This is a genomic window from Streptomyces sp. NPDC058198, assembly GCF_042882605.1.
Lineage (GTDB): Bacteria > Actinomycetota > Actinomycetes > Streptomycetales > Streptomycetaceae > Streptomyces.
This window is the reverse complement of the sequence record NZ_JBHVVP010000006.1, coordinates 17985-33978: the sequence shown is the minus strand read 5'-3', so window position 1 is coordinate 33978 and position 15994 is coordinate 17985. Positions and strand designations below refer to the sequence as shown.

Below are 15994 nucleotides of genomic sequence, written 5' to 3'. Positions count from 1 at the left end.
CCGGGGTTCCGCCCCTCGTGGTGGCGGGTAGGGGGGTCGCGCGGTCTGGGCCGTTGGGGGTGTGGGCGATCGGGTCGTCGTTCTTGTGCCAGTGGATGACGAAGCGTTCGCCGGCGCGGTAGGCGTCGATGGCCGCCCGGCAGTAGGCGACCATGTCGTCCGGGAGGGCGGAGAGGGGGTGCCAGGAGAGCCCCGAGCACTTGTGCGGCTCGCGGTTGTACGGCTCGCCTCCCGCGCCGTACTCCGCCTCGAAGAACCAGCCGATCCGGGGCTGTCCCGCCGGGCCGCGGTGCTGCATGACCAGTGCGACGCGCAGATCGTCGGGGGTCAGCCGGACGCCGATCTCCTCGAACGCCTCGCGGATCATGGCCGTACGGACATCCTCACCCGACTCCACATGCCCGGAGGGCCCGTTCAGCAGGCCGTCGCCGTATCCCGTCCCCGCGCGGCGGGCGAGCAGCACCTCCTCGCCCCTGCGCAGGATCAGATGGACATCGACCACCTCGGTATGGCGCCGGGGCTCGGCCGTCCGGGCGATCAGTGCGTACCGCTCGTCGTCGACAGCGCGGCCCCACAGGGCCGGGTCCGCGGAGAGGCGCTCGTGGTGGACCCGCTCGGTGAGCGGGGCCAGGGCCGTGATGAGGCGGGACGCGGGCAGACCCGAGCCGGACCAGACGCCCTCGACGAGCACCAGCCGGCCGCCCGGCCGCAGCAGCGACGACCAGTGGCGCAGCGTCTCTTCGGGATCCGGCAGCAGCCACAGCACATGCCGGGCCAGGACGACATCGAAGGTCCGCTCCCCCACCGGCGGCCGGCCCGCCTCACCGACCAGGACCTCGGCGCCGGTCCCCGCCAGCTTGGTCCCGGCCAGCGCGGCCATGCGCGGTGAGAGGTCGACGGCCGTCACCTGATGGCCCTGTTCCGCGGCGAGCAGGGACAGGCTGCCCGTACCGCAGCCGAGGTCGAGCACTCTGGACGGCTCCCCGGGCAGCCAGTCCGTCAGCCGGCCCGCCCAGGCCGCGCGGACGGCGGGGTCGAGCAGCCCGTGATCGGGCTCCAGGTCGAAGGAGTCGGCGGTCGCATCCCAGTCGATCGTGGTCATGTCCCGATGGTGCCAGGCACCACTGACAATCCGGCCCGGTTCACCGGGTCACGCCGGGACAGCTGCCTGCCGGCGATTCGCCCGCTGAAACAAGAACGTCCGGGGGGTGAAAGCCGCGACCGACGCGACCTTCACCCTCCGGACGTCCTCAGGGGTGGATGCAGGGGGATGGACGAACGTTACGGCGCCGATACCTCACGGCGACGGCGTACCGCGATCAGCTTCTTCACTCCCGGCCAGGCCAGCAGCAGCACGATCACGATGTACACCGCCACCGAGAACGGCGTGTTGACCAGGCCGGTCACGCTTCCGTCGCTGATCTGCAGGGCACGGCGCAGTTGCTGTTCCGCGGCCGGGCCGAGGATGACGCCGATCACGGCCGGCAGCACCGGCAGTCCGTAGCGCCGCATACCGAAACCGATCAGACCGATGATCAGCAGGATGATCAGGTCCAGCGCCTCCCCGCCGACCGCGTACGCGCCGACGGCCGCGAAGAAGAGGATTCCCGCGTAGAGATACGGGCGCGGGATGCGCAGCAGCTTCGCCCAGACCGGCGCGAGCGGCAGGTTGAGCGCGAGCAGCAGGACCATGCCGACGAAGAGCGAGGCGATCAGGCCCCAGACCAGGTCGGGTTCGCGTTCGAAGAGCAGCGGTCCCGGCTGGATGCCGTACTGCTGGAAGGCGGCCAGCATCACGGCGGCGACGGCCGTCGTGGGCAGTCCGAGGGTCAGCATCGAGACCAGCGTCCCGGCCGCCGAGGCCGAGGCCGCCGACTCCGGTCCCGCCACGCCCTCGATGGCGCCCTTGCCGAACTCGTCCTTGTGCTTGGAGAGCCGCTTCTCGGTGACGTACGAGAGGAAGGTGGGTATCTCCGCGCCGCCGGCCGGGATCGCGCCGAACGGGAAGCCGATGACCGGTCCGCGCAGCCAGGGCTTCCAGGTGCGCCGGACGTCCGCCTTGCCGAGCCAGGGGCGGCCGACGGGAATCGCCTCGCCCGTGGAGCGCCGCAGATGGGCGGCGACCCACAGGGCCTCGCCGATCGCGAAGAGACCGACCGCGACGATCACCACATCGATACCGTCGGCGAGCTGGAGCGTGCCGAAGGTCAGCCGCTGCTGGCCGGTCATCTGGTCCAGGCCGACGAGGCCGAGGGTGAGACCGATGAGCAGCGAGGCAAGACCGCGGATACGGGACGAGCCGAGCACCGAGGTGACGGCGATGAACGCCAGCACCATGATCGCGAAGTAGTCGGGGGCACCGATGTCCACCGCCAGTGAGGCGACGGTCGGGGCAAGGACCACCAGCAGGATCGTGCCGATCATGCCGCCGGCGAAGTGACCGCCCGCGGCCGCCGCCAGCGCCTGGGCTCCCCGTCCGGCTTTCGCCATCGGGTTGCCTTCTATCGCGGCCACGACGGCCGCGCTCTCACCCGGCGTGTTGAGCAGGATGGAGGTGGTGGAGCCGCCGAACATCGCGCCGTAGTAGATACCGGCGAACATGATGAACGCACCGGTCGGTTCGAGTCCGTACGTCACCGGGAGCAGCAGGGCGACCGCCATGGCGGGGCCGATGCCGGGGAGTACCCCGATCGCCGTGCCCAGCAGCACACCGATCGCGGCCCAGAGCAGATTGACCGGCGTGAGCGCCGTGCCGAAGCCGTCGAGGAGGGAGTTGAGGGAGTCCATCGGTTACAGCACCCCCATCAGCGGGCCACCGGGGAGGGGGACACCGAGCAGGTTGTTGAAGACGAAGTAGGTGACGAGCGCGAGGCCCGCGGCGATCAGCGGGTCACGGTCGTAGTGACGGCTGCCGAGCGCGTACGCCGAGCCCCAGAAGAGCAGGGCGCCGGAGATCGGGAAGCCGAGCGGGCCGATGAGGACGGCGTTGGCGAGGAAGACGCCGGCGAGCAGCAGCACGGTGCGCCAGTCGCTGGGCTCGCTCAGGTCGATGTCCTCGCCGCCTTCCGCCTCGCCGCGGCCGCCGCGCAGGACGTCGAGGGTGAGGAGGACGGCGACGACCAGCAGGCCGATCCCGACGACGATCGGGACGGTCTTGGGGCCGACGGGACCGCGCTGGGCGATCTCGACGTTCATGGTGAGGGCGTCGGTGAGGACGAGGACACCGATGGCGAACAGCAGCAGGCTGACGCCGATCTCGGAGTGCTCGCGGAGCCACGACCGGGGCGCGGGGGGTGGTGTTTCGGGGACACCGGGGGTGTCGGGGGTATTGGTCTGCGTCGTCACAGTCCCAGCTCCTTCAGGACGGAGTCCACGCGCTGGTCTTCATCGGCGAGGAAGTCGCCGAACTTGTCGCCGGTGAGGAAGGCGTCGGCCCAGCCGTTCTTCTTGAGGGACGCCCGCCACTCGGGCGAGTCGTGCAGCTTCTCGAAGAAGGCGAGCAGTTTGGCGCGCTGAGCGTCGGATATGCCGGGCGGTGCCACGATGCCGCGCCAGTTGGTGAAGTCGGTGTCGAGTCCCGACTCGCGCAGGGTGGGCGCGTCCAGGCCGGCCACCCGCTCGGGGCCGGTGACCGCGAGGACCCGCAGCTCGCCCGATTCGATCTGGTCGAGATATTCGCCGAGACCGGAGACGCCGAAGGAGACCTTGTTGCCGAGGATCGAGGCGAGGAGTTCACCGCCGCCGTCGAAGGGGATGTAGTTGACCGACTTCGGCACGACATCGGCGGCCTTCGCCGTCAGCATGGCGGCCAGATGGTCGGGTCCGCCGGGCGAGGAGCCACCGCCGACGGGCACCTTGGCGGGGTTGGCCTGCCAGGCCTTGACCAGGTCGTCCATCGTCCGGAACGGGGAGTCCTTCCCGACGACGACAATGTCCGACTCTTCGGTGATCCGGGCGATCGGTGTCGTGTCGGCGAGGGTTTTGGGCGTTTTGTTGGTGTGTACGGCTCCGACGACACCGAGACCCATGGACATGGCGAGCTTGCCGTTGCCGTGCTCACCCACGAGCCTGGTGAGGCCGACGGTGCCACCGGCACCGGGCAGGTTGAACACCTCGATGTTGTGCGTGAGCTCGGCGTCCTCGGCGTTCTTGGCCAACGTGCGCGCGGTGATGTCGTAGCCGCCGCCGGGAGTGTTCGGGACCATGAAACGCAGGCCGGGGATCTGCGTACCGGTGTCGGCGCCGCTGCCCGAGGTGAGCAGCGGTGGCCCCACCAGCACCAGCAGCGCTGACCCGAGCAGGGCCAGGGGGGTGCGCAATCGCACGTGTGCCGCCTTTCGAAAAGCTATGTGAAGTGGCCCACATGTTGCCTGCGTGTTAAGAAGCTGTCTCTCTTCCGCAATCAACGGACGTTGTGGTCGTTACGGTCGCGGCTTAGCGTGTCGGCGTGACGAAAGTGCTGGTGGTGGACGACGACTTCATGGTCGCGAAGCTGCACAGCCGCTATGTGTCCGCTATGGACGGATTTACGGTCGTCGGGGTGGCGCACAACGGCGCCGAGGCGCTGCGCGCGGCCGAGCGGCTGTGGCCCGACCTCGTGCTGCTCGACATCTATCTGCCCGACATGGACGGGATCGCCGTGCTGCGCGAGCTGCGCGCGGCGGAGGAGCGGGACCGGAGCCGTATCAGCGTCGACGCGCTGTTCATCACGGCGGCGCGGGACGCGGGAGTCATCCGCGCGGCGCTGCGGGCGGGCGCGCTGCACTATCTGATCAAGCCCTTCAGCCAGGCGGCGCTCCAGGAGCAGCTGCGCCATGTCGCCTCCCTGCGCACCCGCCTGGCCGGTCTGGGCGAGGCCCGCCAGGAGGACGTGGACCAGATCTTCGGCACCCGTCCGCCCGGCAGCCGCGAACTCCCCAAGGGCTTGGCGGCCCACACGGCCGACCTGGTCGAACGCACCCTGCGCAAGCACTCCGACGGGCTCTCGGCCACGGAGTGCGCGGACGCGGGGGCCCTCTCCCGGGTGAGCGCGCGCCGGTACCTGGAGTACTTCGCGGACACGGGCCGCGCGGAGGTGACCCTCCGCTACGGCGGCACGGGCCGCCCCGAACGCCGCTACCGCTGGATCGGCTGAGAAGCGCTCGGGGACTCGCGGGGGGGCGTGGCGGTGGTGCGCTCCCTGCCGACAAAGCGCCGCGCGCGCTGGGCCGTTCGGGTGACACCGCGTCGGGTCCATTGTCGGGGCTTTTCGCGGATGGGTTACTGGGTGGAGTCGAACCGACAGCCGCGCCACCGTCGCCGCGCGCCGGGCGCGACCAGTCGAGTGCCGGGCGCGACCAGTCGAGTAGGGAGCACCCTCATGTCGCTTGCACCGAACCAGGGTTCCACCGGGGGCGGCGACGAGGTGGTCCTCTCCGGCCACCACTTCACCGGCACCACCGACGTGCGCTTCGGCCCCCGTCGGGCCGCCGGCTTCGCGGTCGTCACCGACACCACCACCGACGCCACCACCCCCGCCGGCAACGGCGCCGTGCCGGTCGCCGTCACCACCCCCGGAGGTACCGGCGTCATCGGCACCTTCTACTACCTGCCGCCGCCGTCCATCCGCGTCATCACACCCCCCGCGGGCCCGGTGGCGGGTGGTAACACCGTCCTCATTACCGGCGTCGGCCTCTACACCACGAGCGAGGTCCGCTTCGGCGCCCAGAGCGCCGCGTTCGTCGTCGTCTCCGACGGCGAACTCCTCGTGACCGTCCCCTCGGCGGCCGTGGCGGGGTCGGTGGCCGTGATCGTCGTAGCCCGGGGCGGTGTCGGCGGCGGACTGACCTACGCCTACCTCGACGCGCCTGCCATCACCGCCGTCACCTTCGATTCCGGACCGGTGGCCGGCGGCAATCTTGTCGTCATCACCGGCACCGCCTTTCTCTACACCACCAGCGTGACCTTCGACGGCGTACCCGTCACCTCCTACCGGATCGCCTCGGACACCGAGATCGACGCCGTGGTACCCGCCGGAACGGTAGGACCCGTCGATGTGTCCGTCACCACCCTCGGTGGCACCACCACCGCCCTGAACGCCTATACCTATCTGACGAGCTTCGCCGTGCTGGCCGGCACGACGGTCACCAATACCGGTCCTTCCGTGGTCACCGGAGACCTCGGCGTGAGCCCGGGGGCGACCATCACCGGATTTCCGCCCGGCGTGGTGAACGGGGCCACGCACGCCGCGGATGCCACCGCTCTGCAGGCCCAGGCCGACCTGACCGTGACGTACAACCGCGCCGCCGCACTGCCCCCGGATTCCACCATTTCCGGCGACCTCGGTGGTCTGACACTGGCTCCGGGCGTCTACAACGCCGCCTCGTCCCTCGCGCTCACCGGCACGCTCACCCTGGACGCCGCGGGCGATGCCAACGCCGCCTGGGTGTTCCAGATCGGCTCGACGCTGACGACGGCGTCCGCCAGCAGCGTGCTCCTCGTCAACGGCGCCGCGGCGCGCAATGTCTCCTGGCAGGTCGGGAGTTCCGCCACGCTCGGCACCGGCACCGCCTTCGTGGGCACCATCCTGGCCCTGACCTCGATCACGGTGACCACGGGGGTGACGATCGACGGCCAGGCGCTGGCCCGCAACGGCGCCGTGACGCTGGACACCAACACCATCACCCGGTCGAACTGATCCGGGCGGGCGCATCCTCAGCGGCCTCTTAGCGTCGGCTTAACAGGACCATAAGGATCGCCATCACCCCCTGCTCGCAGGCGATTTCGGGGTGTGGAGCGGCTAGCTTGCTGATCGCCGGGGCGGCGTGGGAACGGGGAGGTTTCCCGCCGCTCCGGCGGCTTCACCCGTGCCGCCCCGAAGGAGAACCAGTTCATGACCGCTCGTCGTACGGCCACCGGGATCGTCGTCCTCGGCTTCGCTCCGCTCGCGCTGGCCGGCCTCGCCGCCGCGCCGGCCGTCGCTCATGGGTCGATGACGGATCCGGTGAGCCGGGTGGCCGCCTGCTTCGCCGAGGGGCCCGAGAACCCGCGGTCGGCGGCGTGCAAGGCGGCGGTCGCGGCCGGCGGTACGCAGGCGCTCTACGACTGGAACGGTCTCAATATCGCCAACGCCGCGGGGAAGCACCAGCAGTTGATCCCGGACGGAAAGCTGTGCAGCGCGGGCAACGACAAGTACAAGGGGCTCGATCTGGCGCGCGGCGACTGGCCGTCGTCCGAGATGACCGCGGGCAATCGCACCTTCCGCTACAAGGGCACCGCGCCGCACCGGGGTTCCTTCGAGCTGTACATCACCAAGGACGGCTACGACCCGGGCAAGCCGCTGGCCTGGTCGGACCTGGAGGAGAAGCCCTTCCTCACGGTCACGGACCCGAAGCTGGTGAACGGCGACTATGTCTTCACCGGCATCGTCCCGAACAGGTCGGGCCGTCATCTGATCTACTCCGTCTGGCAGCGCTCGGACAGCCCCGAGGCCTTCTACACCTGCTCCGACGTGGTCTTCGGCCGGGACAACGGCAGCGCGGGCGGCGCCGCGCCGGCCGCCTCCGCGCCCACCGACGAGGAGCTCGCCGACGGTGCGGACAAGTCCTCCGTCGAGCACGACGGCCACGGTGACAACGATGCCGGTACCGGCGCCGAGGTGACGGAGGCCGCCTCGGATACCGCCTCGGCCGACCGGCCGGAGGACTCCGCCTACGCCAACGCGCCCGAGGCGAAGGGCGCCGCCGGCCCCGCCGAGGAGCGGGAACAGCAGCCCGCCGGCGGTCAGGAGAACCTCGCCGAGACCGGTGGCAGCGCCGCCACCTCGTACCTCGCGATCGGTGGCTCGGCCACGCTGGCGTTCGGCGCCGCGGTGCTGTTCGGCACGGCCCGGCGCAGGGCCGTACCGTCCGGACGTCACAGCCGCTGACGCACCGGCCGTACGCCCACGGACAGCCGCCCGCTCCGGTCCCTCCACCGGAGCGGGCGGCTGTCGCCGTACTGTGCGGGGCCCTGCGGCGCCGCGTCCGTCAGCTGAACACCGAGGCGCAGGTGGTCGGGGTGGCGCGGGCCGGATCGAGGGCGTTGGCCACCTCGTGGAAGGCGATCCTGTCGATCGTCCCGATCGCCACATGCTCGGAGATGTCGACCGGGCACAGGTCCTGGAGCAGCACATTGCGTACGTCGGGACCGGTCAGGAACTGCGTGCGGTACGGGGTGACCACCTCGTCGTAGCGCGTGGCGATGACGGTGTAGCGGACCCCGGGCACCGTGTCGCCGCCCGCGTTGAGCTTGGTGAGGAAGGCGGATCCGGCCACCTGGTCGGTGAGCGCGGGGGTCTTCTCGTTCAGCAGGTCCTCCGCTCCGGGGAAGTACGGCAGCAGTTCGGTCAGCCCGAGCAGGGTCGTACCGTGGTTGCTCGGGGCCAGGCCGACCAGGGCGTTCACCTTCGCCGCCCCGCCCAGGAACTTCAGGTAGTAGCGCGGCATCATGCCGCCCTGGGAGTGGCCGACGAGATCGGCCTTCGCGGCGCCGGTGGCAGCGAGCACCCGGTCCACATAGGCGGCGAGCTGTCCGGCCGAGGCGTCGATGGGGCCGAGGCCGTAGAAGAACGGCACCCCGGGGAGCTGCCCGTAGTCGAGGGAGAAGACGCAGTATCCGCGGCTCACCAGGTACGGGGCGAGGGAGAGCCAGTTGTCGACGGCGTTCCCGAGGGTGCCGTGGACGAGGACGACGGGACGGGGGTGGGCGGCGGAGGGCTTGCAGGAGTAGTTGTTCCAGCCGCTGCTCGGCGCGGCCGCGCTGTGCGCGGCGGCGGGGGCGGAGGTGGTGGCTGGGGCGGAGGTGGTGGCGGCAACGGCGGGGGTGACGGTGACCGTGGCGGCCAACAGCAGCGCGGTCAGTGGTCCGAGCGCGCGTTTCCAGGGCAGCATCGGGCGATCTCCTTGCGGCTCAAGGGAAATGGCGAGGCTGTCAGCCCTGTGGCCCGGACCACCAAGATGGCTGTGCTCATGACAAGTTACGCACGAGTAAGCGTGCGGAGGGAAGTTACGCGTCGGTAAAAACTCGCGGCGGCGGTACCGGCCGACAGGCTCTCAGGCGGCGCCACGAGCCGGACCGGCGAGCGTCGCGGGCCTGACCGCCCCGGGCCACCGGGAGTTGAGCCGGTCGATCACCGGCTCCAGCGTGCGCGCGCGAGTCGCCCGCTGGTCAAAAGTGAGCTGATGGCCGGCGAATTCGACGTCGGTCAGCCTCTCGGCCCGGAGGGAAACAGCGCGCACCCGAGCACGCTGCAGACCCAGCGCGTCATGCAACGCGTAGGCGGCGGCCGCCAGCGCCGGGGTATGGGCGGTCGGCTCCACGAGAGCGCGCGTACGCGTGGTCGTGGACCGGTCGGCGTACCGCACGGTGAGCGCCAGTGAGCGGCACACCTGGTCCGTTCCCCGCATCCGTACGCCCAGCTCCCCGGCGATCGAGAGCAGTGCGCGCCGCTGCGCCCCCCGGTCCAGCTCGTCGCGGGAGAAGGCGCGTTCAGCGGCCAGTGAGCGGGCGGCGGCGTTCGGGGCGACCGCCGTACGGTCGACGCCGTGCGCCTTCTCGTGCAGCTCGCGCCCTATGCGTACCCCGGCGATCCGCTGGAGCGTCGACAGCGGCACGGCCGCGGCCTTCCCGACGGTGTCGAGTCCGTACGAGCGGAGTACGCGGGCCGTCGCGGCGCCGATCCCCGGCAGCGCGGCGACCGGCCTGGGCTCCAGGAACCGCCTCACCGCGCGCTCGTCGTCGGCCACCACGAAGGTCGCTCCCGGCTCGGCCTGCCGGACGGCCATCCGGGCCAGCATCGGGGTGGCGGCCACCCCGATCGTGCAGCCGGCGCCGAGATGCGCGAGCGCCCGCACCCGCAGTACGGAGGCGATCCCGGCCGCGTCCTGCCCGAAGTACCTCTCCGCGCCGCGTACATCAACGAGCGCGGCGTCCGGCGGCAGCGCCTGGACGACAGGACTGATGTCCTCGATCAGCCCGAGCAGGGCGGGCAGCGCCGCCTCGGCCCCGCTCGTCGCCCGCCCCGAGGCGTGCTCGACCGGTCCGGAATGGAACCGGACGCAGAGGATCATCCCGCGCTCCCCGGGCTGGAGTGCCACAGCTTCCGTCCGGTCGGCATGCCTTCGCCCGGCGGCTGGAGGTCTGCCCAGGGATTCATCTCATAGCCCGTGGGCAGGTGGATGCGCCGGCCGTTGTCACCGGAGGAGCCCGGGGAACCCGACGGGCCCGAACCCGACGAGCCCGGGGAATCCGCCGAGCCCCGGCCGTTGTCGGAAACCGCCGGGCCCCGGCCGTTATCGGAAACCGCCGGCCCCGGAGCGTCCAGCGCGGCCGCGACCGCGTCCAGCCCGCCGGCCTTCCGCAGCTCCACCAGCTCCGCCAGATTCCAGGCCGCGGCGCCCACCACACTCAGACTCCGCGGGCCGCGGCGCTGCACCACCCCGCGCACCAGCAGCAGCCAGGAGTGGAAGACGGTGTGCGCGCACGCCTCGTGGCTGTCGTCGAAGAAGGCGAGGTCGACCAGGCCCGTACCGTCGTCCAGCGTTGTGAAGATGACCCGCTTGCCGGAGCGGATCGGCGGGGTCTGGGTCGCCGCCTTGGCACCCGCGACCAGTACGGTCCTGCCGTGCGGCGCCTCGCGCAGCCGCCTGGCCGACATCACTCCCAGCTCCTTCAGGAACGCGTGGTGATCCTCCATCAGATGGCAAGAGGCATCCATGCCGAGTACGCCCAGCTCGGCACTGAGACGTTCCGCGTCACCCAGGTCGGGCAGTCCGGCGGGGGCGGTCCGCCGCCCGCCGCCGAGCGGAAGCTGATCCCCGTAGGAGCCGGTCTTCCGCTGGGCTCCGTGCAGTTCGGACAGATGCAGCAGCAGATCGCGCCGGTTGGCGCCGAATCCGTCCAACGCGCCCACCTGGGCGAGCCGTTCGGCGACGGGCCGGCCGGGTCTGGCCCGCTGCCAGAAGTCCAGCAGCGAGGAGTAGGGCTGTCCCGCCGCGATCCGTGCCGTCTCCGCCTCGCTGATGCCATGGACGTCACCGAGCGCCAGCCGCAGCCCCCACACCTCGCCCGCACCCCTGCTATCAGACACCAGTTCGATTTTATGTGCGGCCGCCGACCGGTTCACATCCAACGGCAGCACCGGCACGCCGCGCCGCCTGGCGTCCGCGAGCAGCAGCCGCTTCGGATACATCCCCGGGTCATGGGTGAGCAGCCCGGCGTAGAAAGCAGCCGGATGATGCGCCTTGAGCCAGGCCGACTGATAGGTCGGTACGGCGAAGGCGACGGCGTGCGCCTTGCAGAAGCCGTACGAGCCGAAGGCCTCGACGATCTCCCAGGCGCGCGCGACGACCTCGGGCGCGTACCCCTTCCGCCGCGTCCGCTGCTCGAACCAGGCGCGGATCCTGCCCTGCGACTCGGGGTCGGACAGACCTCGCCGTACCTTGTCCGCCTCCTCCCGGCCGCAGCCGGTCATGATGTCGACCATCTGGATGATCTGCTCGTGGAAGACGACCACGCCATAGGTCTCGCGCAGCGGTTCCTCCAGGTCCGGGTGCGGATAACGGATGGGCGCCCGGCCGTGCCTGGCCTCGATGAACGGCCGCACCATGTCGGCCGCCACCGGTCCCGGCCGGAAGAGCGAGATGTCGACCACCAGATCGTGGAAGGTGGCCGGCTGGAGCCTGCCGACCAGATCGCGCTGGCCCGGCGACTCGATCTGGAAGCAGCCCAGCGTCTCGGCCGAGCGGATCAGCCGGTAGGTCTCCGGATCGCCCTCCGGGACCTGCTCCGGATCGTCGAGGTCCACCGTCTCCCCCGTGGCGCGTGCGATCTCCGCGACCGCGTGCGCCATCGCCGACTGCATCCGTACGCCCAGCACATCGAGCTTGAGCAGCCCCAGCTCCTCGACATCCTCCTTGTCGAACTGGGACATGGGGAAGCTCTCGCCGCTGGTCGGCACCACCGGGGTACGGCGCAGCAGCGAGGCGTCCGAGAGCAGCACTCCGCACGGGTGCATGGCGATCCCGCGCGGCAGCGCGTCCAGCGCCTCCACCAGCTCCCACAGCCGTCCGTACTTCTCCTTCTCCCCCGCCACGGCCCGCAGCTCCGGCAGCTCCTCCATCGCGGCGCGCGCGTCACGGGCCCGGATGTGCGGGAAGGACTTGGCGATCCGGTCGATCTCGGCCGGGTCCATGGAGAGGGCCGCGCCCACGTCCCGTACGGCATGGCGCACCCGGTAGGTCTCCGGCATGGCGACGGCCGCGACCCGCTCGGGGCCGAAGCGGCCGAGGATGGCGCGGTAGACCTCCAGCCGCCGCGCGGACTCGACGTCGATGTCGATGTCGGGCAGTCCGGGCCGCCGGGTCGAGAGGAACCGTTCCATCAGCAGTCCGTGCGCGACCGGGTCGGCGTGTGCGATCCCCAGCAGATGGTTGACCAGGGAGCCGGCGCCCGAGCCGCGCGCGGCGACCCGGATGCCCATCCCCCGTACATCGTCGACGACCTGGGCGACGGTGAGGAAGTACGAGGCGAAGCCGAGCCGGTCGATCGTGCGCAGCTCGGTGTCCATCCGCGCCCAGTACTCCCGGTCCCGGTCGTAGCCGCGCAGCACCATCCCGGCGGCGCAGCGCGAGCGCAGCACCCGCGCGGCGGTACGGCGGTCCGCGCCGACCAGCCGCGGTTCGGGGAAGTGGACGGTACCGATCCCCAGATCGTCCTCGGGGTCGACCAGACAGCCGGCGGCGGTCTCCTCGGTCAGGGCCAGCAGCCGGTGCGCGGTGTCACGCCGGAATCCGGCGGCCTCGGCGACCAGCTCGGCGGTACGGACCATCCCGGCCGGGTCCTTGAGCCAGCGTTCCCCGCTGTCCAGGCCCCTGCGCGGGTCGATGGGGACCAGCCGGCGGGCCGCGTCGAGGACATCGGCGACCGGGCCCTGTCCGGCGTCGGCGTAGCGCACGGCGTTGCTGAGCACGGCCCGTACGCCCTGCTCGGTGGCGAAGCCGAGGGTACGGGCGGCATGCCGCAGCGAGCCCGCCCCGGTGCCCCGGCGCCCGTGGTGCACGACCTCCAGACGCAGCGCGTCGCCGTAGATCTCGCGCCAGGGCGCGAGCAGCCGGGCGGCCCGGTCGGGGCGTCCCGCCGCGAGGGCCAGGCCGATCTCGGAGCCGGGTCCGAGCAGCACGGTCAGGCCGGCGCCGTGATTGTCCTGCCAGGGCAGCAGCGGGCCGCCGTCTCCCGAGGCGTGCGCGGTGGAGACCAGCCGGCACAGCTCCGCCCAGCCCGCCGCGCCGTCCCTGGCGAGGAAGACCGCGCGGGGCGCGGACTCGTCGATGAAGGCGCCGCCGCGCACCGGGATGCGCCGTCGCTCGGTGGGCCCCTCTTTGCGCGCTCGCTCACCCACCGCGAGCTCCACCCCGAAGAGCGGCCGCACCCCCTCCTTGGCGCATGCCTTGGCGAAGCGGACCGCGCCCGCGAGGGTGTCGCGGTCGGTCAGGGCGAGGGCGTCCATGCCGCGCCCGGCGGCGCGCTCGGCCAGCCGCTCCGGATGGGAGGCCCCGTACCGCAGGGAGAACCCGGAGACGGTGTGCAGATGCGTGAAACCGGGCATCGCACCTCCTGGATCATTCCGTTCTCACCTCCCCGTCCTCCACCATAGACCAAGTTTCGAACGTTCGTGCGATAGCCGGGGGCTCGGCCACTCAGCCCCTTCCCACCTGCGCGGATACCGGAAGAGCCCGGCCCACCAGTGGTGGGCCGGGCTCCGTGAAGCGATTGCGCGCCGGCCGGTCTTCGCGGCCGATCTTCGGTCAGCCGATCTGGGCACCGTACGCGGCGAGCGCCTCCGGCACCGGCTGGAAGAACGTCTCACCGCCCGAGGAGCAGTCGCCGCTGCCGCCCGAGGTCAGCCCGAGCGCGGTGCTGCCCGCGAAGAGCGCGCCGCCACTGTCGCCCGGCTCGGCGCAGACCGTGGTCTGGATGAGCCCCTCGACGATGTCGCCGCCGCCGTAGTTCACGGTGGCGTTGAGCCCGGTGACCTGACCGTCGTGCACCTGGGTGGTGGAACCACTGCGGGTCACGGTCTGGCCGACGGTCGCGTCGCCCGCACCGGTGATCGCCTGCGTGCTGCCGTCGTAGAGGTCGACCTCACTCGGGTGCGCCACGTCGGCGGTGTACTTGACCAGGCCGTAGTCGTTGCCCGGGAAGCTGGAGCCCTCGTTCGCCCCGATCTCCCCGCCGCCCTGCGAGTCGGACCAGCTCTGGACGGCCTCTGTGCAGTGCCCGGCGGTCAGGAAGTACGGCTCGCCGCCCTTGACCACGTTGAAGCCGAGCGAGCAGCGCGAGCCCGCGCCCCAGATGGCGTCGCCGCCGGCGATGAGGGGCTTGAACTCCCCCGCCGTCTTCTTGAGTTCGGCCTTGCCGCCCAGCCCCTCGACCACGCCGCTGAGCTTGCTCCACGCCTCGCCCTTGACCGTACGGTCGGCCGTGACGACCACCTTGTTGGTCACCGGGTCGACGACCCAGGACGTACCCGGGATGGTCGCCTTGTCGGTGAGGGTCTGCCGGGCGCTCTTGAGCTCGGCGAGGGTGTTCTCGACCAGCTTGGCCTTGCCGCCCGACTGGCGAACGGTCTCGGCCGCCTGCTCGTTGACGACATTCACCACGAGCGCCTTCGACGTGGCGTCGTAGTACGAGCCGGCCGCGTCGGCGCCCAGGCTCTCATCGAGGGTGGATGCGAGGTTTCCGGCCGCCGTCGCCGTCAGCGACTTCACCGTGAACTCAGGAGTCGCCTCACTGGCGTTCGCAGTCTGGAAGGTAACGCCCGCCATCACCAGAGCGACAACGGCACTGCCGGCCATGGTCGCCCGCTTCTTGGAAACACGCAGATGCTTCAACTCTGACCTCCTGTGGGGGCCGCGCCAGGGCATGTGGGGTGTCCTGACACGGAGGTTGACGTGCCCACTATTTCGAGACTGGCCGGTAACACACAAGGTCGACTTCAGGACGTACGTTCGACAAACCCACCGCACCCCCGACCACTCGCCACCCCGGGCTGCCCAGGGACGGTCCCGTTTGCGAACACCCGGTGCAATCACCGCTTCATCAGCGAGTGAGGACTAGTCCTGTCTTGAAATCGCCGCTACCGGATGTACGGATCGGACCGGTGCTATCGCCCCCTGCCCAGGACGATCATCGCGAACCAGGCCGCACGGCACGCCGGGCAGCCGGTCGGGCCGCCCCTGCCAGGGTGAGATCCGGAGGGCTACGCGGAGCGGGGTGAGATCCTCGCCGCCTTCAGGCAGTCCACGATCCGCTCATGGCTGTCGCCCACGGCATCCGTGACACGCACCCGTAGATACAGCGCCTCAACCTCGTCGACGAAGCGCTTCGAGAAGGTCCCCGCCGTCACGGTCTCGTAGTTTCCCGTGCTGACCAGAGGGAATCCCGCACCGAAGTTGACGATCAGGAAGTCTTCCCTGACCGTCAGTCCCGCCGCGGCCAGTACGGCCGTGGCGTCGGCTACGTCTGTCCACTGTGCGTCGGCGCTGTCGCTCTGCCCCGCCAGGACCACTCGGCAGTCACAGCTCTCGATTACCGCGGCGTGCTGCCCGCCATTGAGGATGCCCACGCGCCACGCCGCGGCGTCCGACTTCAGGTGCCCCTTCTCCCAGGCCGCCCGCCACCCCAGATAGGGCCTGACCGTACGGGCGTACTGCGCCCTGCCGAAGACCACACCGGCGCCGACCGCCAGCAGACTTCCCAGCGGATCCGCGTCGAGCAGCCGCAGCCGCCAGGGCCACTCGATCTGTGCTTCCGCCGTCATATTGGACCGGACTATCTCCCACAGGAGGACCACGACGAGTATCCCGAGCAGCACGATGGGCGCCGTGAACAGCAACGGGCTGCGTCGGATCCGCCGTTGGGTGTCGGACGCGGGTGTCGACGGGCGGGGCCGTGTGGTACTCAATCTCTCTCCTCC

At 71.0% G+C, this 15994-nt stretch carries 11 protein-coding genes and 1 pseudogene; 3 read left to right on the top strand and 9 right to left on the bottom strand.

Features of this window, described 5'->3' with window-relative positions; all coding sequences use genetic code 11:
- Positions 1–22: 22 nt before the first annotated feature.
- The 4 genes and pseudogenes from ACFVWW_RS21260 to ACFVWW_RS21245 form a co-directional block, all read right to left on the bottom strand.
- A pseudogene (locus ACFVWW_RS21260) lies at positions 23–1102 on the bottom strand (methyltransferase domain-containing protein); the annotation flags it as partial.
- A gap of 179 nt (positions 1103–1281) precedes the next feature.
- The gene (locus ACFVWW_RS21255; RefSeq protein ID WP_384182809.1) at positions 1282–2787 is read right to left on the bottom strand and encodes a tripartite tricarboxylate transporter permease; all 1506 of its coding nucleotides are present in this window, start codon (positions 2785–2787) and stop codon (positions 1282–1284) included.
- 3 nt (positions 2788–2790) lie between these two features.
- Positions 2791–3345 (bottom strand): tripartite tricarboxylate transporter TctB family protein, encoded by a 555-nt coding sequence (locus ACFVWW_RS21250; protein ID WP_384182807.1) that lies wholly within the window; start codon positions 3343–3345, stop codon positions 2791–2793.
- Positions 3342–4325 carry a Bug family tripartite tricarboxylate transporter substrate binding protein gene (locus tag ACFVWW_RS21245; RefSeq protein WP_384182804.1) on the bottom strand — a complete coding sequence of 328 codons (984 nt, stop codon included), beginning with the start codon at positions 4323–4325 and terminating at the stop codon, positions 3342–3344. Before ACFVWW_RS21245 ends, ACFVWW_RS21250 begins: the two co-directional genes overlap by 4 nt.
- A 155-nt stretch (positions 4326–4480) precedes the next feature.
- Here ACFVWW_RS21245 and ACFVWW_RS21240 point away from each other — a divergent pair, with 155 nt between their 5' ends.
- From ACFVWW_RS21240 to ACFVWW_RS21230, 3 genes are all read left to right on the top strand, one after another.
- Positions 4481–5134 (top strand): response regulator, encoded by a 654-nt coding sequence (locus ACFVWW_RS21240; RefSeq protein WP_384183053.1) that lies wholly within the window; start codon positions 4481–4483, stop codon positions 5132–5134.
- Between the two features lie 225 nt (positions 5135–5359).
- A complete protein-coding gene (locus tag ACFVWW_RS21235) occupies positions 5360–6676 on the top strand; it encodes an ice-binding family protein (RefSeq protein ID WP_386879097.1) in 1317 nt (438 codons plus the stop codon).
- Positions 6677–6871: 195 nt separating this feature from the next.
- On the top strand, positions 6872–7906 hold the full coding sequence (locus tag ACFVWW_RS21230) for a lytic polysaccharide monooxygenase (RefSeq protein WP_386879098.1): 1035 nt from the start codon (positions 6872–6874) through the stop codon (positions 7904–7906).
- 100 nt (positions 7907–8006) lie between these two features.
- On the opposite strand, the gene ACFVWW_RS21225 is transcribed toward ACFVWW_RS21230, so the two are convergent.
- The 5 genes from ACFVWW_RS21225 to ACFVWW_RS21205 form a co-directional block, all read right to left on the bottom strand.
- Complete coding sequence (locus ACFVWW_RS21225; protein ID WP_384333901.1) at positions 8007–8909, bottom strand: esterase/lipase family protein; 903 nt, start codon at positions 8907–8909, stop codon at positions 8007–8009.
- A 162-nt stretch (positions 8910–9071) separates the two neighbouring features.
- A complete protein-coding gene (locus ACFVWW_RS21220; RefSeq protein ID WP_386879099.1) occupies positions 9072–10088 on the bottom strand; it encodes a hypothetical protein in 1017 nt (338 codons plus the stop codon).
- On the bottom strand, positions 10085–13624 hold the full coding sequence (locus ACFVWW_RS21215) for a DNA polymerase III subunit alpha (RefSeq protein ID WP_386879100.1): 3540 nt from the start codon (positions 13622–13624) through the stop codon (positions 10085–10087). The genes ACFVWW_RS21220 and ACFVWW_RS21215 overlap by 4 nt, the downstream gene beginning before the upstream one ends.
- Positions 13625–13823: 199 nt before the next feature.
- Positions 13824–14942, bottom strand: a complete 1119-nt coding sequence (locus tag ACFVWW_RS21210) for a S1 family peptidase (RefSeq protein ID WP_386879101.1) — start codon at positions 14940–14942, stop codon at positions 13824–13826.
- Positions 14943–15277: 335 nt separating this feature from the next.
- Complete coding sequence (locus ACFVWW_RS21205) at positions 15278–15982, bottom strand: hypothetical protein (protein ID WP_384182784.1); 705 nt, start codon at positions 15980–15982, stop codon at positions 15278–15280.
- Positions 15983–15994 lie beyond the last annotated feature (12 nt).

What these genes read in the sequence shown, in the direction of transcription:
- ACFVWW_RS21220 (WP_386879099.1), bottom strand. Translation starts at nt 10,088, where the DNA reads ATGATCCTCTGCGTCCGGTTCCATTCCGGACCGGTCGAGCACGCCTCG.
- ACFVWW_RS21240 (WP_384183053.1), top strand. Translation starts at nt 4,481, where the DNA reads ATGGTCGCGAAGCTGCACAGCCGCTATGTGTCCGCTATGGACGGATTT.
- ACFVWW_RS21215 (WP_386879100.1), bottom strand. Translation starts at nt 13,624, where the DNA reads ATGCCCGGTTTCACGCATCTGCACACCGTCTCCGGGTTCTCCCTGCGG.
- ACFVWW_RS21255 (WP_384182809.1), bottom strand. Translation starts at nt 2,787, where the DNA reads ATGGACTCCCTCAACTCCCTCCTCGACGGCTTCGGCACGGCGCTCACG.
- ACFVWW_RS21230 (WP_386879098.1), top strand. Translation starts at nt 6,872, where the DNA reads ATGACCGCTCGTCGTACGGCCACCGGGATCGTCGTCCTCGGCTTCGCT.
- ACFVWW_RS21225 (WP_384333901.1), bottom strand. Translation starts at nt 8,909, where the DNA reads ATGCTGCCCTGGAAACGCGCGCTCGGACCACTGACCGCGCTGCTGTTG.
- ACFVWW_RS21235 (WP_386879097.1), top strand. Translation starts at nt 5,360, where the DNA reads ATGTCGCTTGCACCGAACCAGGGTTCCACCGGGGGCGGCGACGAGGTG.
- ACFVWW_RS21210 (WP_386879101.1), bottom strand. Translation starts at nt 14,942, where the DNA reads ATGCCCTGGCGCGGCCCCCACAGGAGGTCAGAGTTGAAGCATCTGCGT.